Genomic DNA, 20,075 nt, shown 5'->3' on the forward strand with positions numbered 1-20,075 from the left:
TGCCAGGATTTTCCTTCAGCAGCTGACAAAAATGCTCGGAAAAAATAACTTTTTGAAGGGAATGTGCTGCTGAAGAATATTCCGCAGAGCCACACGAGCAGCCAGAAAAAATTAACTATTTTTACCTTCTGCAATAATAATTGCTGTACTCCATAGTTATTGCAATAAGAAGAATTAGCTGATTTGAAAGTATTTATAAAAGCTGCTGCCCTTATACTCCTGTTGATCGCAATAACAGGTTGCTCAAGAAAGAAAAACACCTTTCTTAACCGCAACTGGCATGCCGTGACTGCCGAATATAATACCCTGTATAACGGAAATCTTGCTTTAGATCTGGGCGTTGAGGCCTTGAATCAAAATTATTTTGATAATTACTGGAGTATTTTGCCTGTGGAGCGAATGCAGGTAAGAGAAGAGGTAATGGCACCGGGAGAAAATATCAATCCTAATTTCCTTGTTGCCGAAGAGAAGGCAGTAAAAGCCATTCAGCGACATTCCATGTTAATTGAAGGAAGTGAGAAAAATCCGCAGATAGATGAGGCTTACCTTCTCCTGGGAAAGGCACGCTACTTTGACCAGAGATTTGTACCCGCCCTTGAGGCTTTCAATTACATTCTTCACAAATATCCACTTAGCAATACGATCAATGAGGCCAGGATATGGCGGGAAAAGACGAATATGCGCCTGGAGTTTGATGAGGTTGCCATTAGAAATCTGAAAAAAATACTTAAGGCAGAGCGACTGGAAAAAGCCAATAGGGCAGAAGCCTCTGCCATGCTGGCACAGGCTTATCTTAACATTGGAGCACAGGACAGTGCCGTTGCTCATATTAAAAATGCTGCTCGCCTCACAGACTTCGATGACAAAAAAGGCCGTTACTGGTATATTACAGGGCAGCTGTATGATGTGCTGGGAAAACCCGACAGCGCCACTTTTGCCTTTGAGAAAGTTGTGGACCTGAATCGGAAAATCCCAAGGGTATATCTTGTCAATGCCCTGATAAGACAGATAGAATATCAAAACGTAACAGCTGGTAGTAAAGCTGAAGTTTTGGAGCAACTCATAGGACTTGCCGAAGACAGAGAAAACAGGCCTTACCTCGACAAAATATACTTTCAGCTTGCAGAGTTTTATTATCAACAGGATTCCACTCAACTTGCAGTGGATTATTACAACCGGTCCCTCAAAATTCCCTCCAGTAATTCCTATCTACAGTCACTGGATTATGAAACGCTGGGAAATATCAATTTTGACGCTGCCCAATATGAAGTCGCAGGTGCCTATTATGACAGTACTCTTTTAAAGCTACCACAAACCAGCAGGGAATTCAGACTTATAAAAAGAAAGAGAGATAACCTGGATGATGTGATCTATTATGAGAACATGGCGAGCACTGCCGATAGCATTTTATATCTCACTACACTTTCAGAAGAAAAGCAACTGGAATATTTTACAAATTATACGAATGAACTTCGGGAGAAGGCAACGAGTGAGGCTCAGAAGCCCGAACAACAGGCCGCTGCTCAAAACTTCTTCGAAAACAAACGTCCATCTATGCCCGGGGTTCCTAATCCCGGATCTTCCTTTTACTTCTATAACCCAACCGCGGTTGCTTATGGGAAGCAGGAATTTTTTAGAAATTGGGGAGACAGGGAGCTGGTAGATGGCTGGAGGACCCGTAGAACCGGAAGCCAGGGTTCAGCTTTAGACGAAATTGCGATTGCTGAAATTGTAGAAAAGGATCCAAGATTTAATCCTGAGACTTATATCAAGGCCATTCCAAAAGATCCTGTAGTTATTGACAGTCTTAAGAGCGATCTTAATTTTGCCAGTTACCAGTTAGGATTGATTTACAGGGAAAAATTTGGGGAAAATGAACTTGCTGCAGAGCAGCTGGAATTTTTACTGGATAATGAGCCGGAAGAAAGACTCCTGCTTCCCGCACTTTACAACCTGTACAAGATCTATGTCGACCTGGGGTTAACTGCCCGTGCACAGGCTGTCAAAAATGACATTTTGGTACAACATCCCAATTCTCGTTATGCCGCAATTCTGAAAAATCCGGAGAGTTTGCTTCAGGATGAGAATAATCCCACTGCTGTATACGAAGATCTGTATGAGAGGTATGAAAATCAGGAATATCAAGCTGTTATTTCAGAAAGCAGAGAACTCATAGTTCAATACACGGGAGATGAAATAGTACCTAAACTGGAATTGCTCAAAGCTATGGCTGAAGGCAGGCTCTATGGATATGAGAGGTACAGGGAGAGCCTTAATTATGTTGCTCTTAATTACCCCCAGTCCATTGAAGGAAAAAAGGCACAGGAACTTGTTGCACAGGCGTTGCCTTCCCTTTCTGCATCAGAATTTACTAAAGATGACACAGCCACTTCCTTTAAGCTTATTTATCCTTTTGAAAATGAATCTAAAGAGAACGTAGTTCGGGTGAGAGAGGAAATTTCCGCAGTTATAGAGGAAGAGGGCGTAGGGCTGGAAGTGTCTGTAGATGTTTATAATGAGAAACAGGATTTTGTGGTCTTGCACGGATTTGATTCTTCAGCTGCTGCAGAATCGTTCGCAAAGAAGCTGGCAGAGAATAAAAAGAATGTAGTTGACAAAAATTATTTCTATATTTCGACCCCAAATTACCGGATCGCTCAGATCCATAAGAACATAGAAACCTACTTAAATTCATTAAACACCCCCCCACAGTAATGTTTAATCAGGAGAAAAAGGCAAAATCAGCAACCGAAAACAATAAGGAACAGAATAAGATAGCACCAGGAACAAAGATCGTTGGCAACATTGAAGCTAAAGGTTGTTTTCGCATTGATGGCTGTGTAGAAGGCAAGGTGAAAACACCTGGAAAAGTGGTGATTGGCAAGGACGGATTTGTGAATGGTGAGCTGGAATGTGAAAATGCCGATATTGAAGGTAAATTTACAGGCATATTAAAGATTTCCGGAACCCTTAGTCTTAGAAGTACCGCACTTATTGAAGGAGAAGCGACAGTATCAAAACTTGCCGTAGAGCCGGGAGCAACGTTTAATGCAACCTGTGCCATGCGCGGTGGAGTAAAAGCTATCCACAGTGAAAGAGGAGAAAGAAAACAACAACAGCAAGAAAAGTCAGCTTAAAAACTGGGCCATCTTTACAGGCATCGCTTTCCAAATGGGGGCGACTATTTTTATTTGTGCCTGGATAGGAAAAAAGCTGGACGAGAAATACCCTATGGACAAGAATTGGTTCACCATTGGCTTTGTTCTTTTTGGTTTGGTGGCCTCAGTATATGTGGTTTTAAAACAGCTCAAACGCTATAATAGTTGAATTCCCTGTTGTTTAAAGATCTTTTGAAGTTCTCGATCCTGCTGTTTCTTGCTGCAGGGATAAGTTATGGACTGCATTATGCAACCTTCACCTACCTGTATCCCGATCGTTCCCTGGAACTCGTAAACTTTGCATATAAGTTCAATGTAGGGATCACCCTTTTATTCACGGCTAGCATGATCCTGGCAAGCGAACAATTGAAGGAGCAATTGGGCTTCATCTTCCTTATAAGCGGAATGGTGAAGCTGGGAATCTTCTTCTACCTGATAAAGACCTCTGATTTCATTTTAGACAAATCTGTCTTTTTGCATTATTTTGTTCCTTACGCCCTATGTGTAGTAGTTGAAATCATCTACATCTCCAAGATCCTTAATCGCACTAACTTCTCTAAAGACAAGTAATTACGGGTAATCTTCCTTAAAAAAACAATTAAGAAACATAGGCTGCTTTTTTTTATATAATTATGTACATTTGCAGCCAAATTAAAGGACTGTAATTTACCCGGAAAATGCAAAAGGAAAACGTTGCGAAGTTTTTATTAGCCTGTCTTTTAATGTTTGTGAGTTTGAACTCTCAGGCATTTAGTGTTAAAGAGCCTCAGGAAGGAGGCGATGCAAAGGTCAATACTGAAGAAGAGATACAGGATTATATTGATCATCACCTTGCCGATTCATATTATGTGAATTTCTTTTCAGATGGAGAAACCGGTGCACATTATGGTTTTCCGCTGCCGGTTATCCTGTGGGATGACGGACTTAAAGTCTTCTCTTCAGGGAAATTTCACCACGGGGAAGATATCGTTGAGGTTGATGGGCAACACTACCGCCTCTACCACTCTCACATCTACAAAACTGATGCTGAAGGAACCATTACTTATAGCGAAGCTGGTTTTCCTGCTAATGAGAGACCTTGGGATTTCTCCATTACTAAAAACGTCCTAACGATGATGTTGGTTGGATTGTTAATGTTCATTTTATTCACCCAACTCGCAAAGACCTATAAGAACAGAGCAATTCCAAAGAAATTTGGACGTGTGCTTGAGCCACTTGTGCTTTATGTTCGCGATGATATCGCAAAGCCAAATATTGGGAAAAACTACAGAAAATATACAGGTTTCCTTTTAACAGTATTCTTCTTTATCTGGATCCTGAATCTATTGGGAATGACCCCGCTTGGAGTGAATGTAACTGGTAACATTGCTGTTACTTTTGCGCTGGCACTCATCACTTTTTTCATAGTACAGTTCAGCGGAAATAAAGATTACTGGAAACACATTTTTTGGATGCCAGGTGTGCCTGTGCCAATGAAGATCATTCTTGCTCCAATCGAGGTGCTGGGAATGTTCACCAAGCCATTTGCCCTTATGATCCGACTTTTTGCGAACATGACGGCAGGTCACGTAATTGTAATGACGCTGCTTGGTTTGATCGTGGTCTTCCAGAACTGGATTGCAGGACCTGCTTTCTTTGGGTTTACAATTTTTATCTCTGTAATAGAATTGCTGGTTGCTTTTCTACAGGCCTATATTTTCACATTATTAAGTGCCCTTTATATAGGAATGGCCGTTGAGGAACATGATGATCATCATCCTGCCGACAACGAAGACATCCCGGTACTATAGCATTAACGTTTTTAAGAGTAAGTTTAATTTTTAATAAATAAGTATGGAAGCCTTAAATTTAGATTTGATTGGAGCTGGTTTAATTATTATTGGAGCCGGTTTTGGTCTTGGTAAGATTGGTAGCGCCGCAATGGAAGGAATTGCACGTCAGCCAGAAGCTGCCGGTAAAATCCAAACTGCAATGATTATCATCGCTGCACTTTTGGAAGGTGTTGCTTTTGCTGCTCTTTTCGCAGTTTAATCAATCAGAAAGAACTTCAAGCTTTGCAGCGGTTGGCTGCAAGGCTTGAATTATTAAAAAATTAAACAATAGAAGAAATTAGATAGAATATGGAAAAGTTAGTCAACGATTTTTCTTTTGGATTGTTTTTCTGGCAGATCATCATCCTGGTTGTGCTGGTACTTTTACTGAAAAAGTTTGCATGGAAACCCATTTTAGATGCTCTTAATGCAAGGGAACAGGGGATTCAGGAAGCCTTAGATTCCGCAGAGAATGCTCGTAAAGAAATGCAGAATCTGCAGGCCGAAAATGAAAAATTACTTCAGGAAGCTCGTATTGAACGTGACAACATGATCAAGGAAGCAAGACAGATCAAAGAAAAAATGATTTCTGAAGCTAAGGAAGATGCGCAAAGAGAAGGGGAGAAGATGATCCAGCAGGCGAAAGCGACTATTCAGACAGAAAAGAACGCAGCCCTTGCCGATATCAAAAATCAGGTGGCTACGCTGTCAGTTCAGATCGCTGAAAAAGTGGTAAGAGAAGAACTCTCTACCAAAGCAAAGCAGGAAAAGCTGGTTGAGGATATGCTTGATGATGTTACTTTAAACTAAGAAGATGCAGGGAAGCAGAGCAGCAGCGAGATATGCCAAAGCGCTTTTGAGCCTGGCCAAAGATAAAGACGTGACTAAAGAGGTGAATGAAGACATGAGCCTCATTAGTAATACGATAAAAAACAGCAGTGATCTTCAGGCATTTTTGAAGAGCCCTGTGGTCAAGAATACGATGAAGAAAAATGCCCTTTCAGAGATCTTTAGATCTGTGAACGGCGTTACTTCAGGGTTGTTTTCAATTTTGATCGAGAATAACAGGCTGGATATTCTGCCGCTTATAGCAAAGGAATATAACCGTCTTTTCGATGAAATGAACGGAGTGCAGGTAGCAAAGGTTACAACTGCAATTCCATTGACACCTGCTCTTGAAGCTAAGATCCAGCAAAAAGTAAAGGAACTTACAGGGCACGAGGCTAAGATCGAGAACATCGTTGATGAGAGCATCATAGGAGGTTTTATTTTAAGAGTGGGCGACATCCAGTACAACGGAAGCGTTAGTTCCCAGCTTACCAACCTCAGAAGAGAATTACAGAATAACACATACGTAGCAAAAATTTAATTAAAACCGTTGCGCCCGGGCGCAGCATTTTATTCTAAATAATTATGGCAGAAATTAATCCGGCTGAAGTATCAGCAATATTAAAGAAACAACTTTCCGGGTTTGAGGCTAAGGCTTCACTTGACGAAGTAGGTACAGTTCTCAACGTTGGGGATGGTATCGCTAACGTCTACGGACTTTCCAATGCTCAATATGGAGAGTTAGTTGAATTTGAAGGCGGATTGGAAGGAATTGTACTTAACCTCGAAGAAGACAACGTTGGGGTGGTACTTTTAGGTCCATACAAACAAGTAAAGGAAGGAGCGACTGTTAAAAGAACTCAACGTATCGCTTCTATAAATGTTGGAGAAGGAATTGTAGGACGTGTTGTTGACACCCTTGGACAGCCAATTGATGGTAAAGGTCCTATTGAAGGTGAGACATTCCAGATGCCATTGGAGCGTAAAGCGCCGGGTGTAATTTATCGCCAGCCAGTAACCGAGCCTCTTCAAACCGGGATCAAGTCTATTGATGCCATGGTGCCAATTGGACGTGGACAAAGGGAACTTGTAATTGGTGACCGTCAGACAGGTAAGACCACTGTGGTAATTGATACTATCCTTAACCAGAAAGAATTCTACGATGCAGGGGAGCCTGTTTATTGTATATATGTTGCAGTAGGGCAAAAAGCTTCTACTGTTGCGGGTATTGCTAAGACTCTTGAAGATAAAGGAGCTCTTGCCTATACTACCATTGTTGCTGCAAATGCATCAGATCCTGCTCCAATGCAGGTTTATGCACCATTCGCAGGTGCTGCGATAGGGGAATACTTCAGGGATACAGGACGTCCTGCATTGATCGTTTATGATGATCTTTCCAAGCAGGCGGTGGCTTACCGTGAGGTTTCATTGCTTTTAAGACGTCCACCGGGACGGGAGGCATATCCTGGAGACGTTTTCTTCCTTCACTCAAGATTACTTGAGCGTGCTGCAAAAGTTATTGCAGATGACAGTATTGCGAAGAACATGAACGACCTTCCGGATGTTCTAAAAGATAAAGTGAAAGGAGGAGGATCGCTTACAGCACTTCCGCTAATTGAGACCCAGGCGGGTGACGTTTCGGCTTATATCCCGACAAACGTGATCTCGATCACCGATGGACAGATCTTCTTAACGTCAGATCTTTTTAACTCAGGGGTACGTCCTGCGATTAACGTAGGTATCTCTGTATCACGTGTGGGTGGTGCTGCTCAGATCAAGTCCATGAAGAAAGTTGCAGGTACGCTTAAACTTGACCAGGCACAGTATCGTGAACTTGAAGCATTTGCAAAGTTTGGATCTGACCTTGACCCTGCAACCCTTAATGTAATTGAAAAAGGTAAGCGAAACGTGGAGATCCTTAAACAGGCAGAGAACAATCCATATCCTGTGGAAAGACAGATCGCAATTATCTATGCAGGATCTAAGAACCTGTTGAGAAACGTGCCTGTTGATAAGGTAAAAGAATTTGAAAAAGATTACCTGGAATATCTTGATGCCAAGCACAGAGATGTACTTGATCAACTAAAAGCAGGTAAATATACAGATGAGATCACCGACACGCTTACAAACGCGGCGAAGGAAATCTCTGCGAAGTACAAAAAATAGTATTGAGTATAGAGATTCGAGTATTGAGAAACTCTTTCTCTGTTATCAAAGTAGAATTTAAGTATTGAGATATTTAGATCTCACATCTAATATCTCAATACTCAATACTAAAGAAAAATGGCCAATTTAAAAGAATTAAGAAGTAGGATCACCTCGGTTTCTTCAACTATGCAGATCACCAGTGCCATGAAAATGGTATCGGCTGCGAAGTTGAGCAAAGCACAGGATGCTATTACCGCGATGAGGCCTTATGCCGAAAAGCTTTCAGAATTATTACAATCTTTGAGTGCTACACTTGATAGCGATAAGACCAGTAAATATTCTGAACAAAGGGAGGTGAACAATGTCTTGTTCGTTTCAATTTCTTCAAATCGTGGTTTGGCTGGTGCCTTCAATTCTAATATTGTAAAGGCTTCAAAATATATCGCACAACGTGATTATGCCGATAAGAATGTTGAGTTTTTGACCATTGGGAAAAAAGCAAATGATATTCTTAAGAAGACCCATAAGATATTCAGGAATGAGACGGGCATTTATGATGATCTAAGCTTTGATAACGCCGCTGCTATTGCAGAAGAGTTGATGCAACTTTTCGTTGAAGGAAAATACGATAAGATCGTGATCGTCTATAATCAGTTCAAAAATGCTGCTACCCAGGAAGTGAAGACTGAACAGTTCCTTCCAATTGTACCGGTAGAAAAAGACGATAATGTAGTTTTAGATTATATTTTTGAACCATCTAAAGAAGAGATCGTATTGAATCTGATTCCAAAATCTCTGAAGATGCAGGTCTATAAAGCTTTACGGGATTCATTTGCTTCTGAACACGGCGCGAGAATGACAGCCATGCACAAGGCTACCGATAATGCTACAGAACTTCGTGATTCTCTTAAGTTATCTTACAACAAAGCAAGACAGGCGTCTATTACGAATGAAATCCTTGAGATCGTTGGTGGAGCTGAAGCTTTGAATAATTGATCATAAAAAACACAGCTGAATTTCAGCTTTTTTGGAAACTCCGCATCCCCCGATGCGGAGTTTTTTTATTTGGTATCAAATTTGCCTTTAACTTCATGAATTATTAATTTTTCTCCTATGAAACCTTTTTTACTCTTGTTCTCAGCCTTCGTGATCCTTTTGAGCTTCAGCAACTGCGCAAATGGGAAACAACTCCAGGAAAAGGCACCTAAAGCTGTAAAACAACCTTATTACACCAGCTGGACAGGTGGAGTAAAGGCAGCGGGCTCTGGATTTAATCTTTTTATTCCTGTAGAAGAAACAGCTTCAATTATTATGGATACTGTCTACTTCCGAGGGAAAAAGGGAATCCTGGAAAGAGATCCCTCTAATGAACATCTGTATGTTGCCAGGTTCAAAATTGGTGCAACCGAACATGACAGGGATTTCGTGATGCATGAAGACCCAAAGAAAGAGTATGGAAACCAGATTCCGGTAGTAAAGGAAAAAATTCCGTTTGAACTTGCTGAAGGTGAAGCAGTGGTGCGATACACCGAGAATGGAAAAGCTAAATACTTCAGGCTTACCGGAATTCAGAAAAGGGAAGCCGCCGAAGTGAAGGTAAAAAACCCTGAAAACATTCAGCATTAATAGTACATTTGTGAGGAATTCACAAGCAGAGACTATTGGCGCTTTTTCAGAAGCTATTTAAACAAACCTTTATATATGGTGTTGCCACAGTGGTGCCCAGGATGCTGTCTTTCCTGCTCACGCCGCTGTATACCGAATATCTTCCCAAAGAAGAATATGGGGAAGTCTCCATAGTTTTCGCCTGGATCGTATTCTTCAATGTAGTACTGGCATACGGAATGGAAACCTCTTTTTTCCGGTTTTTTCACAAGGAAGAGCATAGGGAAAAAGTGACAGCAACCTCAAGCATTTCGATCTTGGGTTCGACAGTGATCTTCCTTGTCCTGGCCTTCATTTTCCGGGATTCCATAGCAGCCACGACTCAAATTGGCTCCTACTATCTCAATTATGTTATTCTCATTCTTGCACTAGATGCCCTGGTGGTGATACCTTTTGGGTGGCTTCGGGCAATGGAAAAACCGGGAGTTTATTCTGCTATCAAAATTGGGAATGTGGCTGTGAATCTGGGGCTGAATGTCTTCTTTATTGTATTACTGCCTCAATTGGCGGAAACAGGAGGGTTTTTCGAATCTATATATCAGCCGAATTTCGAGATCGCCTATATCTTCATTGCCAACCTTATTGCCAGCGCTCTTACGCTGCTGGTAATGTTACCTTTCTACCTCAGGTTGAAATACACTTTTGATGCAGGTTTGTGGAAACAAATGATCAAATATGGAACTCCAATTCTGCTGGCAGGGATTGCTTTTGCGATCAACGAAGTAGTAGATAAGATCCTTTTGGGGATGATGTTGCCCCAAGGTATTGCCAAAGCCGAAGTTGGTGCATATGCCGCCTGCTATAAACTGGCACTTTTCATGACGCTTTTTGCCACTGCCTTCAGGATGGGCATAGAGCCCTTTTTCTTCAGTCATGCAAAAGAGAAGAATTCTGCCGTGACCTATGCAACAATTACTAAGTATTTTGTCATTTTTGGAGCCCTTATTCTGTTGCTGGTAATTGTATTTTCCGATCTTCTAAAGGTGATCCTTATTCAGGATGAGTCATATTGGGAAGCCATGGTGGTAGTCCCAATGATCTTGCTGGCGAACTTCTTTCTGGGAATTTACCACAATCTGTCTGTTTGGTACAAGGTGAGCGACCGCACTCGTTTCGCAGCATATATTTCGGGGGTTGGGGCTATACTTACCCTGGGCCTTAACTTCTGGCTTATTCCGCAGTATAGTTATGTGGGGTCGGCTGTTGCTACTCTGGCGGCTTATGGCAGTATGATGCTGCTGTCTTATTACTTCGGAAGAAAATATTATCCTATCCCGTATGACCTGAAGCGAATAGGAGGATATCTCTTTGTTTCTATTGGCTTTTCGGCAGTTTACTTCTACCTTTTTAGGAATAATTATTACTTCGGAAGTATATTAATTCTTATCTTTTTTGCCCTTATTTATTACGCTGAAAAGGATCAGTTAAAACAACTTTTGAAGAGGCCTTAAAAATGCCATTTCTGAAGAAAATTTTCAAAAAATGAACGTAAAGATCATCAACAAGTCCGGACACGAATTACCGGCATACGAAACAGGTTCTTCCGCCGGAATGGACCTGCGAGCAAACATTTCTGAACCTGTTACTCTTGCTCCTCTGGCAAGAGCCATTATTAAAACCGGACTTTTCATTGAACTGCCAGTAGGTTATGAGGCACAGGTTCGCCCGCGTAGTGGCCTGGCTGCCAAAAAAGGCATAACCGTTCTCAATTCTCCCGGCACAATAGATGCAGATTATCGCGGAGAAATAGGAGTGATCCTGGTCAATCTTTCTAATGAAGATTTTACAATTCAAAACGGGGAGCGAATTGCTCAAATGGTAATTTCGCGCCACGAGCATATTAGCTGGAAAGAAGTAGACAATTTGGAAGAAACCAGCCGCGGGGCAGGTGGCTTTGGAAGCACGGGAGTTTAGTGCTCAGTGAACAATTAGCAATAAACAATAAACAGTAATCAGTTATAGTTGAAATGGGATGGACTGTGAATCTCCAGTCTCATATCTAAAATCTTAAATCTCACATCTAAAAAAATGAAAATAATAGTTCCCATGGCGGGTCGCGGGTCGCGGCTTCGTCCACATACCTTAACAGTTCCAAAACCTCTGATCCCAATTGCCGGAAAGCCAATTGTGCACCGCCTGGTTGAAGATATCGCTAAAGTTCTTGATGAGAAGATAGACGAGATCGCTTTTATCATTGGAGAAGACTTTGGTGAAAAAGTAGAAACAGATCTTAAGAATATTGCTCAAACGCTCGGTGCAAAAGGTACAATTTACTATCAGGATAAACCTCTGGGGACCGGACATGCTATAATGTGTGCAAAGGATTCTCTTGAAGGTCCTGCAGTGATAGCTTATGCTGATACACTTTTTAAGGCCGATTTTACGTTAGATAAAGAAGCCGATGCGGTAATATGGGTGAAACAGGTAGAAAATCCTTCAGCTTATGGCGTAGTGCAGTTAAACGAGAAGCGGGAGATCACCGACCTTGTGGAAAAACCATCTGAATATGTTTCAGATCTTGCTGTAATAGGAATATATTACTTTAAAGATGTAGCGGTTCTTAAAAATGAACTACAGGGAGTTCTGGATAACAACATCATTCGTGGTGGTGAATACCAGATCAATGACGGGATCGAAGCCATGAAGCAGAAGGGGGCGAGATTTGTGCCGGGGAAGGTTGATGAATGGATGGATTGCGGAAATAAGCAGGTGACAGTGGAAACCAATACCAGGATGCTGAACTTCCTTCAGGAAGATGGGGAAGACCTTGTTGCTTCAAACATTGAAATGGAGAATTCAGAAATTATTGAGCCGTGCTTTATTGGAGAAAATGTAGTACTGAAAAATGCCAAAATCGGACCTAATGTTTCTATTGGCAACGGAACCAAAGTTATAAACTCGACTATAAAGAATAGCCTTATCCAAACCTTTGCCGAGGTGCAAAATGCTGATCTCAACAACGCAATGATCGGAAATTTTGCGAAATTCAACGGTAAATTCACCGAAATAAGCATTGGAGATTATTCGGTACTGGAGTAATTTCCGAAGCCTTTAGAAATGCATGAAAAAAAGTCTTTACATAATGACATTTTTGGTCCTGCTGCAGGCGGCATTTCCTGCCCATGCTCAGGTGCCAGAAAAGCCCGTTGTAGAGATGGCCGAAGATCAACTTGGCGATGTGACTGATGCTTTTCAGGAAAAATTTTTCGAAGCTTTGAAGCAAAAAGCAATTGAAAATTATGACAAAGCTATTGATGCACTTGTGCAATGTCTCGCATTACGGCCAAACGAACCTGTAGTTTACCTGGAGCTTGGAAAAAATTATAATGCTCTAAAAAAGTATTCTCAGGCCGCAGTTTACCTCGAAAAAGGGCGTCAGGCCGTGCCAAAAAATGTGGGGATGCTGGAAGAATTGTACACCACCTACTACCAGAGCAAGGAGTTCGACAGGGCGTTGCCGGTGGTGAAGGATCTTGCGCAGCTAAATTCGGCCTTTTCTGAAGATCTTGTAAACCTTTATATTCAGAATCAACAATATGATGCTGCTATAAAGGTACTGGATTCCTTAGACCAGGTAAAGGGTTCGAGTACGTATCGTGAAAGCCTGCGCAGGCAGGTTTACGCCATGACCAATAATGTCGAGGCACAGATCTCCGATCTGCAGGAAAGCATAGGGGATAATCCGCAGGATGAAAAGGAGTACCTCAATCTTATTTTTGTGTATAGCGAAAGTGGACAGCTAGACCGCGCATTTGAAACGGCCGAGAAATTACTGACGATTAATCCCGACTCTCAGCTGGTTCATCTTGCTCTCTATAAATTTTATATTGCTGAAAATAGTACCGAAAAAGCAGTCAGCTCGATGGAGATCCTATTAGGAAGTGACCAGATTGACGAGGTGACGAAGTACCAGGCGCTCAATGATTTTCTGATTTATGTGACTGAAAATCCATCTTTGGAAGAAGATTTGATAAGACTGGTAAGAGTGTTTTCTGAAAAAGAGAATAATCAAAAAGTGTACAAGCAACTGGGAACTTTTTTCCTTGAAAAGGGGAACAAAGAAGTGGCACTTGAATATTTTAACACGGCCCTTGAAAATGAACGAGATGATTTTGGCCTTTTTAGAGAGGTGATCAAATTGGAGGCAGAAGCCGGAGATTTTGAGCAGGTTAAAGTAATAAGCGAAAAGGCCTTAGAAAATTTTCCGACACAGGCCTGGCTCTTTTTAATGTTGGGAACGGCTGAGAATGAAACCGGAGTGCCTCAAAGTGCTGAAAAAAATCTATTAACGGGGCTTGATTTCCTTATTGGAGATCCTGAAATTGAAAAAGAATTGTACCTACAGCTCGCCAGGACGTATAAAGAACTGAACCAGCCCCAAAGAGCTTCAGAAGCTCAGAAAAAAGCCGAAAATATAAAAAACTAGACTGCATGACCTACAAACGTTTTATTCCCCTCCTGCTCATATCCTTGATCTTCCTTACTTCCTGTGGCGGCGCCCGAAAGGCAAAAATGGGAACCACCGCTCCCGAAGATGCTGCAGTAGCTGCCGTTGTTGCCAGCCATTATGCCAGTGAGGTACAGTTTGAGACGCTGCAAGGAAGGCTAAATTTAAACTACCAAACAGAAGAACGCAGCCAGAGTGTCACCGTCACCTTTCGAATGAAGAAAGATGAGACCATTTGGATGAGCGGACAACTGCTGGGCATACCTCTTGCCAAAGTGATGATCACTCCAAATTCAGTGCAGTTCTATGAGAAGATCACGCGTACCTATTTTGATGGAGATTTCAGCCTGTTAAGCGATCTTCTGGGAACACCTCTTGATTTTGAAAAGGTGCAGAATTTACTTCTCGGCCAAACCATTTATGATCTACGAAAGGAGCGTTATAAGTTGACCGAATCTACACGCGGATACCAGCTGGAACCAGAAAAGGCAGATCTTCTAAAAAGAATGTTTTTGCTTGATGCCGGGAATTTCAAGGCCCTTGCCCAACAACTGGGACAGCCACGGGAGAACAGAAATGTTACCGTGACCTATCCCGAATATCAAAAGCTGGAAGGACAACTTTTTCCTGCCCAAATCCAGATCCTGGCCAATGATGGGGCTGAAAATACACGTATAGATATGACCTTTAAAAACCTGGAATTTAATGTTCCGGTTTCATTTCCTTTTTCAATACCTTCGGGCTACGAAGAAATCTCCGTGGAATGACGAAAAGAAATTTTTTTAAGTGCTCCCTTCTTATAGGGTTATTTTTGTTTTCAATACAATCCTTTTCTCAGGAGAACAAGAGAGAAGAGCTTGAGCAGCGTAGGCTGGAATTGCAGCAGGAGATTGCGAGAATAAATAATCTGCGCACCTCAAATCTTAAAAAAGAGAAATCTATACTTACCGAAGTTGAAGACCTGCAGCAACAAATCAGGTCAACAGAAAACCTGATTAGGGTAACAAATCAACAGGCCAATCTTCTTACCCGGGAGATCAACACCAATCAAAATAAAATTAGTGCGCTTAGAAAAGAATTAGAGCAGCTTAAGGTTGATTACAGTAAAATGATCAGCAAGTCCTACAAGAGTAAATCCCAGCAAAGCAGGATCATGTTTCTTCTTTCTGCCGAAAGTTTTCTACAGGCATACAAGCGACTACAATACATGAAGCAATATGCTAATTACAGGCATCAACAGGGGGAGGAGATCAAACTGCGAACGCTGGAGCTTCAGGAACTTAATACCAGCCTGGCAGAACAAAAGAAGGTAAAGGATCAATTAATTGCCGAAAACCGTAAAACAAGAGCCGATCTGGAGAAGAACAGGAAAGCTCAGGCCGGTTTGATTGCTGAAGTAAGAAAAAAGGAGGGTCAATTCGCTTCCCAGCTAAGACAAAAACAACAGGAAATAAACGCCATTGATAGGGAAATTGAAAGAATAATTGAAGAGGCTATTGCTGCAAGCAACAAGGCTGAAGGCTCCACCTCCAGAAGCGTATTCAAGCTAACCCCTGAAGCCAAAGCCCTGGCTGCCGATTTCGAAAAGAATAAAGGCAAACTTCCCTGGCCAGTAAGAACCGGAACAGTAGTATTGCGCTATGGAACCCAGCCTCATCCAATTGTAAAGACCGCTACCATGAACAGTAATGGGGTAAGGATCGCCACAGATGCTGGTTCCAAAGCCAGAGCAGTATTTGGAGGAACTGTCAGCGAGATAATTGCTGTAAAGGGTTCAAGTCTTATGGTTATGGTAAGGCATGGAGATTACATCACTATTTACAATCACCTGGAATCTGTAGATGTTCGTAAAGGCCAGCAAGTATCACTGGGGCAGGATCTTGGTGATATTGCAATCAATAAGACCGATGGTAGGACAACGCTTTACTTTGTGATGTATAAAAACAACCAAAAGCTCAATCCCGAAGAGTGGATCTACCAGATGTAATTATTTTTTGGGTTCAGGAATCAAGAGACAAGAGCCAAGACTTCTAAAATGAGTTGAAGTAGACTGTAAAACAGGCTTAGAACCTGCAAACGTAATCTATTCTTAAGCTCTTGAGGAGCAATATATTTGTAGAAACAAAATCCAAGAAACCAGGAGCTCCGGCGGAGCGGCATATTTTTCCGAAGAAAATTGCCCTAGCTGGCATTATCCAGAAATCAACTACTAATTTACGAACAATGCCTTGAGCTCTGTTGCATCGGCGGGCTTCATTTTTCCGGCTAACACCAGGCTCAGCTGTTTACGACGAAGCGCTGCATCGTATCGCTGCTTCTCAAGCTCAGTTTCTGGTTGCAGCGGCGGAATATTTACCGGGGTCCCGGTTTCATCAACGGCAACAAAGGTATATATAGCTTCATTCGCTTTACTGCGCTTTCCGCTTTCCCGATCTTCTACCCAAACGTCAATGTAGATCTCCATCGAAGATTTAAATGCTCTCGAGACTTTAGCTTCCACGGTAACAACACTTCCAAGCGGAACTGCCTTATTGAAAGCCACGTGGTTTACCGAAGCCGTAACAACGATCCTACGGCTGTGGCGTCTTGCGGCAATGCTTGCCGCACGATCCATCCGCGCCAGCAATTCCCCTCCAAAAAGGTTATTTAAAGGATTCGTTTCGCTGGGAAGAACGAGGTCTGTAAGTATGGTTTTAGATTCTTCGGGTGTTCTGGCTTGCATTGCTCAAATTTTCGGCAAAGGTAAGATGCTTTGCTCTAAAAGCCGTTAAGGAGGTATTAAAAAAGTGATCAGTGTTGAGTGATCAGAGATCAGGAGGGATGTTCTTCCGAGAGTCTACTGAAATGGAATTTCGTGCTGAACTTCATGGTTTTGCAATCCTGCTTCCCCAGCTCTGACTTCTCACTTATAGTTCCTGAACAAGCAGCCAGGCTCCTGGGTTTGTTTTTTTCACTCTGTAGAGCTCATTGATAGCATCTCTGCGAGACTCATGGCTGCTGGAAAGCACCTGGTGTAGTCCGAAGCGGTTAACACCTATCTGTCGGGCTTTAAACCCTTCTGCCTTTAATTCTTCTACGGCCTTTGCAGCATTTTCTTCCTCTCTAAATGCTCCTGCAACTATGTGATAATTTCCAACTTGCTTAGAAACCTTCAGGGTCACTGCAGGAAGTGGATTGTCAATTACAAAAGTAGCCTGCTGTATTTGACTTTCCAGCTGGGAAGCGGCTTTTTGCTGTTCAGCAAGATTATGTTCGCTTACCTGATCACTGTAAAAATTAAATCCGGCAGCTCCACTTAGACCCACAGCCAGTAAACCTACTGCAGCATATTTCATCCATCGCCCACCTGCTCTTCGTTCTGGTGTAAAAGCAACGGGTGCTTTTTCTTCAATTGCAACAGCCTGTTCCTTATAAACTTCTCTGTTCAATGTATTGGAAGTGAAGTGACACAGTCCAAACGCCTCTTTCAAATAGTTGGTTTGAGTAGCAGGTTCAAATTGAAGCTTGTGATCTTTAGACAAAGTGAAAGAACCTATTTGATCAAAGCTAATTGGCTTTTTCTCTTCCAGAAGTAGCTCAAGCTCTTCAACAAAAGTGGCTATTTTTTCTATTGCCTTCTCATAAGAGGTCTTTTCTGCCTCAACTATGTAGTTAGCAAGTAGGCCATCATTTTTGATAAGCTGTCGATTAAAAGAGACTGTCTTTTTAGGCGGAAAAAATTCATTTGTTGCCTCGTGAATGCGAGCGGAATGTTGCTGTGTAATAAATGCTCCAAATCCCGGAAGAATAACGCACTCGTACCTGTAAAGTAGATCGTGGATGTATGTTGCTACTGCCATATGAACAAATGTAAAATATTTTAATTTGGGAAAAAACAGCTGTGCTATATTTTATTAACAAATTTTTATTCTAATTTTCGGCCTTTACTTTGGGGATGAAAGAATCTGATTTACAGTATGTTTTGGCGCTGCAGCACGTGCCTAATCTCGGAGATGCTTCAGCAAAAAAACTGATCCGTTTTGCAGGTTCTGCCGAGGCTGTTTTTAAAGAAAAAAAGTCGGCACTACTAAAGATCGATGGTATTGGAACGACAAAACTCAATGATCTTTTTTCGTCTGAGAATTTAAAAGCAGCAGAAAAGGAACTGGAATTCATCAAAACCAATTCCATACAGGCATTTTATTTCCTGGACACCGATTATCCTGAAAGATTAAAACACTGCCCAGATGGCCCCATCCTGCTTTTTCAGCGTGGAAATATAGAGCTTACTAACAAGAAGATCCTAAGTATCGTTGGAACTAGAAAGGCCACAACCCATGGTGTTTCCTTTTGTGAAAAATTCATAGAAGATCTTGCCCTTTTAGACGTGGTTATTGTTTCGGGATTTGCTTATGGGATAGATATTACTGCACAACGTGCGGCCATTAAAAATGGCCTTCAAACAATAGGTTGCCTGGCTCATGGGCATAATCAGATCTACCCGGGAGTACATCAAAAATATGTAAAGGATGTTGAGGCTAACGGAGGTTTTCTCACCGACTTCTGGAGTACCGATGTCTTTGACCGCAACAACTTTCTCAAGAGGAACCGTATTATTGCCGGTCTTAGTGAAGCCACTGTCGTGATTGAGAGTGCAGATAAAGGGGGCTCTCTTGTCACTGCAGATATTGCAAATTCTTACAACCGTGAAGTTTTTGCAGTTCCTGGAAGACCATCCGATCTTCAAAGCCGTGGTTGCAATATGCTTATCAAAAGTCAGCAGGCACAGGTGCTCTCATCTGCGGCCGATTTAATTTACATGCTCAACTGGCAACCGGAAAATAGAACGCAGGCAGTTCAGAAGCAGTTGTTCGTGGAACTGGAGGAAGAGGAAGAATTGCTGTATGACTACCTTAAGGAAAAGGGAAAAGAGCAACTGGATCTTATCGCCCTCAACTGCAGTATTCCCACCTTTAAAGCCGCCACCTTATTATTGAATATGGAACTTAAAGGAGTGGTGCGTCCACTACCGGGTAAACTTTTTGAAGCCGTTTAGTATCCCAGCTTCGTCCTTACTTTTTCAAGAACCGTATTGGCCACCTGCCGGGCTTTTTCTGCGCCTACAGCCAGAGCTTCTTCAACCTTTTCAGGATTTTCCATATAGAAGTTGTACTGGGCTCTTTCCTTTTCAAAACGGGTGATCAATAATTCATAAAGTGCCTGTTTTGCATGGCCATAACCAAAACCACCAGCCTCATATTTTTGACGCATTTCGGCAGTTTGTTCTTTGGTGGCTACCAGTTTATAGATATTGAAGACATTATCTGAATCTGGATCTTTTGGATCTTCCAGAGGAGTGCTATCTGTCTGGATGGCCATGATCTGTTTCCGCAACTTTTTATCGGGTAGAAAAAGATTGATGATATTTCCTTTAGATTTACTCATTTTCTCTCCATCTGTACCGGGCACGTACATGGTTTCCTCTGAAACTTTAGCATCTGGCAAAACGAAGGTTTCCCCCATTTTTGCATGGAAACGAGAAGCCACATCACGAGTCATTTCAAGATGTTGCAGCTGGTCTTTTCCAACAGGAACAATTTCTGCATCATACAGTAAAATGTCTGCCGCCATTAATATTGGATAATCAAACAAGCCGGCATTCACATCTTCAAGTCGATCTGCTTTATCTTTAAAGGAATGGGCAAGGGTAAGCCTTTGATAAGGGAAAAAGCAGTTGAGATACCAGGTAAGTTCTGTTACCTGTGGAATATCGCTTTGCCTGTAAAAAACCGTTTTCTCGATGTCAAGACCGAAGGCAAGCCAGGTCGCCGCAGTAGAAAGCGTATTTTCCCTTAGAATTTGAGGATCTTTTATTTGGGTTAACGTATGAAGGTTAGCTATAAAAAGAAAGGATTCATTCTCTGGGTTATTGGCCATTTCTATGGCTGGAATTATAGCTCCTAAAATGTTTCCAAGGTGCGGAGTCCCGGTACTTTGTACTCCAGTAAGAATTCTTGACATTAGCTTGCTCTATTTTTG

General features: G+C 42.0%; 21 protein-coding genes. 18 read left to right on the forward strand and 3 right to left on the reverse strand.

Going from position 1 to position 20,075, the window contains the following annotated elements:
• Positions 1 to 183 precede the first annotated feature (183 nt).
• The 17 genes from porW (at position 184) to HC175_RS03755 (ending at position 16,044) form a co-directional block, all read left to right on the forward strand.
• Positions 184 to 2,715, forward strand: coding sequence for a type IX secretion system periplasmic lipoprotein PorW/SprE (gene porW / locus HC175_RS03675; RefSeq protein ID WP_168137172.1), 2,532 nt, complete (start codon positions 184 to 186; stop codon positions 2,713 to 2,715).
• The gene (locus tag HC175_RS03680) at positions 2,715 to 3,137 is read left to right on the forward strand and encodes a bactofilin family protein (protein WP_168137173.1); all 423 of its coding nucleotides are present in this window, start codon (positions 2,715 to 2,717) and stop codon (positions 3,135 to 3,137) included. Before porW ends, HC175_RS03680 begins: the two co-directional genes overlap by 1 nt.
• On the forward strand, positions 3,091 to 3,327 hold the full coding sequence (locus tag HC175_RS03685; protein ID WP_317172076.1) for an AtpZ/AtpI family protein: 237 nt from the start codon (positions 3,091 to 3,093) through the stop codon (positions 3,325 to 3,327). The genes HC175_RS03680 and HC175_RS03685 overlap by 47 nt, the downstream gene beginning before the upstream one ends.
• A gap of 23 nt (positions 3,328 to 3,350) precedes the next feature.
• A complete protein-coding gene (locus HC175_RS03690; protein ID WP_168137174.1) occupies positions 3,351 to 3,728 on the forward strand; it encodes a hypothetical protein in 378 nt (125 codons plus the stop codon).
• Between the two features lie 107 nt (positions 3,729 to 3,835).
• Positions 3,836 to 4,948, forward strand: a complete 1,113-nt coding sequence (gene atpB, locus HC175_RS03695) for a F0F1 ATP synthase subunit A (protein WP_168137175.1) — start codon at positions 3,836 to 3,838, stop codon at positions 4,946 to 4,948.
• Positions 4,949 to 4,991: 43 nt separating this feature from the next.
• Positions 4,992 to 5,189, forward strand: a complete 198-nt coding sequence (gene atpE / locus HC175_RS03700; protein ID WP_029036344.1) for an ATP synthase F0 subunit C — start codon at positions 4,992 to 4,994, stop codon at positions 5,187 to 5,189.
• 89 nt (positions 5,190 to 5,278) lie between these two features.
• Entirely contained in the window at positions 5,279 to 5,779 is a 501-nt protein-coding gene (locus HC175_RS03705; RefSeq protein ID WP_168137176.1) for a F0F1 ATP synthase subunit B, read from the forward strand.
• A 4-nt stretch (positions 5,780 to 5,783) separates the two neighbouring features.
• Positions 5,784 to 6,338: an ATP synthase F1 subunit delta gene (gene atpH, locus HC175_RS03710; protein WP_168137177.1), complete on the forward strand. Its 555-nt coding sequence runs from the start codon at positions 5,784 to 5,786 to the stop codon at positions 6,336 to 6,338.
• A 44-nt stretch (positions 6,339 to 6,382) separates the two neighbouring features.
• Positions 6,383 to 7,963, forward strand: a complete 1,581-nt coding sequence (atpA, locus tag HC175_RS03715; protein WP_168137178.1) for a F0F1 ATP synthase subunit alpha — start codon at positions 6,383 to 6,385, stop codon at positions 7,961 to 7,963.
• Positions 7,964 to 8,080: 117 nt separating this feature from the next.
• On the forward strand, positions 8,081 to 8,941 hold the full coding sequence (gene atpG, locus HC175_RS03720) for an ATP synthase F1 subunit gamma (protein ID WP_168137179.1): 861 nt from the start codon (positions 8,081 to 8,083) through the stop codon (positions 8,939 to 8,941).
• Positions 8,942 to 9,058: 117 nt separating this feature from the next.
• Entirely contained in the window at positions 9,059 to 9,571 is a 513-nt protein-coding gene (locus HC175_RS03725; protein WP_168137180.1) for a hypothetical protein, read from the forward strand.
• A gap of 35 nt (positions 9,572 to 9,606) precedes the next feature.
• Complete coding sequence (locus HC175_RS03730) at positions 9,607 to 11,061, forward strand: oligosaccharide flippase family protein (RefSeq protein ID WP_168137181.1); 1,455 nt, start codon at positions 9,607 to 9,609, stop codon at positions 11,059 to 11,061.
• Between the two features lie 31 nt (positions 11,062 to 11,092).
• A complete protein-coding gene (gene dut / locus HC175_RS03735; RefSeq protein ID WP_168137182.1) occupies positions 11,093 to 11,524 on the forward strand; it encodes a dUTP diphosphatase in 432 nt (143 codons plus the stop codon).
• 114 nt (positions 11,525 to 11,638) lie between these two features.
• Positions 11,639 to 12,649, forward strand: a complete 1,011-nt coding sequence (locus HC175_RS03740) for a sugar phosphate nucleotidyltransferase (protein WP_168137183.1) — start codon at positions 11,639 to 11,641, stop codon at positions 12,647 to 12,649.
• A 43-nt stretch (positions 12,650 to 12,692) separates the two neighbouring features.
• A complete protein-coding gene (locus tag HC175_RS03745; protein WP_168137184.1) occupies positions 12,693 to 14,036 on the forward strand; it encodes a tetratricopeptide repeat protein in 1,344 nt (447 codons plus the stop codon).
• A 5-nt stretch (positions 14,037 to 14,041) separates the two neighbouring features.
• On the forward strand, positions 14,042 to 14,824 hold the full coding sequence (gene lolB1 / locus HC175_RS03750; protein ID WP_168137185.1) for a lipoprotein insertase outer membrane protein LolB1: 783 nt from the start codon (positions 14,042 to 14,044) through the stop codon (positions 14,822 to 14,824).
• Positions 14,825 to 14,868: 44 nt separating this feature from the next.
• A complete protein-coding gene (locus HC175_RS03755; RefSeq protein WP_317172078.1) occupies positions 14,869 to 16,044 on the forward strand; it encodes a murein hydrolase activator EnvC family protein in 1,176 nt (391 codons plus the stop codon).
• Positions 16,045 to 16,266: 222 nt separating this feature from the next.
• On the opposite strand, the gene HC175_RS03760 is transcribed toward HC175_RS03755, so the two are convergent.
• Positions 16,267 to 16,779: an acyl-CoA thioesterase gene (locus HC175_RS03760; RefSeq protein ID WP_168137187.1), complete on the reverse strand. Its 513-nt coding sequence runs from the start codon at positions 16,777 to 16,779 to the stop codon at positions 16,267 to 16,269.
• 184 nt (positions 16,780 to 16,963) lie between these two features.
• Entirely contained in the window at positions 16,964 to 17,896 is a 933-nt protein-coding gene (locus HC175_RS03765; protein ID WP_168137188.1) for an HU domain-containing protein, read from the reverse strand.
• A 95-nt stretch (positions 17,897 to 17,991) separates the two neighbouring features.
• Here HC175_RS03765 and dprA point away from each other — a divergent pair, with 95 nt between their 5' ends.
• Positions 17,992 to 19,092 carry a DNA-processing protein DprA gene (gene dprA, locus HC175_RS03770; protein ID WP_168137189.1) on the forward strand — a complete coding sequence of 367 codons (1,101 nt, stop codon included), beginning with the start codon at positions 17,992 to 17,994 and terminating at the stop codon, positions 19,090 to 19,092.
• Here dprA and trpS read toward each other — a convergent pair.
• Positions 19,089 to 20,057 (reverse strand): tryptophan--tRNA ligase, encoded by a 969-nt coding sequence (gene trpS, locus HC175_RS03775; protein WP_168137190.1) that lies wholly within the window; start codon positions 20,055 to 20,057, stop codon positions 19,089 to 19,091. The two genes, dprA and trpS, sit on opposite strands and share 4 nt — an antisense overlap.
• Positions 20,058 to 20,075: the final 18 nt, after the last annotated feature.

It is taken from the genome of Salinimicrobium oceani (assembly GCF_012037645.1).

Bases quoted from the DNA above. Each gene is read 5' to 3' on its own strand.
- HC175_RS03740 (WP_168137183.1), top strand. From the start codon at position 11,639: ATGAAAATAATAGTTCCCATGGCGGGTCGCGGGTCGCGGCTTCGTCCA.
- trpS (WP_168137190.1), bottom strand. From the start codon at position 20,057: ATGTCAAGAATTCTTACTGGAGTACAAAGTACCGGGACTCCGCACCTT.
- HC175_RS03745 (WP_168137184.1), top strand. From the start codon at position 12,693: ATGACATTTTTGGTCCTGCTGCAGGCGGCATTTCCTGCCCATGCTCAG.
- HC175_RS03725 (WP_168137180.1), top strand. From the start codon at position 9,059: ATGAAACCTTTTTTACTCTTGTTCTCAGCCTTCGTGATCCTTTTGAGC.
- lolB1 (WP_168137185.1), top strand. From the start codon at position 14,042: ATGACCTACAAACGTTTTATTCCCCTCCTGCTCATATCCTTGATCTTC.
- HC175_RS03680 (WP_168137173.1), top strand. From the start codon at position 2,715: ATGTTTAATCAGGAGAAAAAGGCAAAATCAGCAACCGAAAACAATAAG.
- dprA (WP_168137189.1), top strand. From the start codon at position 17,992: ATGAAAGAATCTGATTTACAGTATGTTTTGGCGCTGCAGCACGTGCCT.
- HC175_RS03705 (WP_168137176.1), top strand. From the start codon at position 5,279: ATGGAAAAGTTAGTCAACGATTTTTCTTTTGGATTGTTTTTCTGGCAG.
- dut (WP_168137182.1), top strand. From the start codon at position 11,093: ATGAACGTAAAGATCATCAACAAGTCCGGACACGAATTACCGGCATAC.
- HC175_RS03760 (WP_168137187.1), bottom strand. From the start codon at position 16,779: ATGCAAGCCAGAACACCCGAAGAATCTAAAACCATACTTACAGACCTC.
- atpH (WP_168137177.1), top strand. From the start codon at position 5,784: ATGCAGGGAAGCAGAGCAGCAGCGAGATATGCCAAAGCGCTTTTGAGC.
- atpG (WP_168137179.1), top strand. From the start codon at position 8,081: ATGGCCAATTTAAAAGAATTAAGAAGTAGGATCACCTCGGTTTCTTCA.
- atpE (WP_029036344.1), top strand. From the start codon at position 4,992: ATGGAAGCCTTAAATTTAGATTTGATTGGAGCTGGTTTAATTATTATT.
- HC175_RS03765 (WP_168137188.1), bottom strand. From the start codon at position 17,896: ATGGCAGTAGCAACATACATCCACGATCTACTTTACAGGTACGAGTGC.
- atpB (WP_168137175.1), top strand. From the start codon at position 3,836: ATGCAAAAGGAAAACGTTGCGAAGTTTTTATTAGCCTGTCTTTTAATG.
- atpA (WP_168137178.1), top strand. From the start codon at position 6,383: ATGGCAGAAATTAATCCGGCTGAAGTATCAGCAATATTAAAGAAACAA.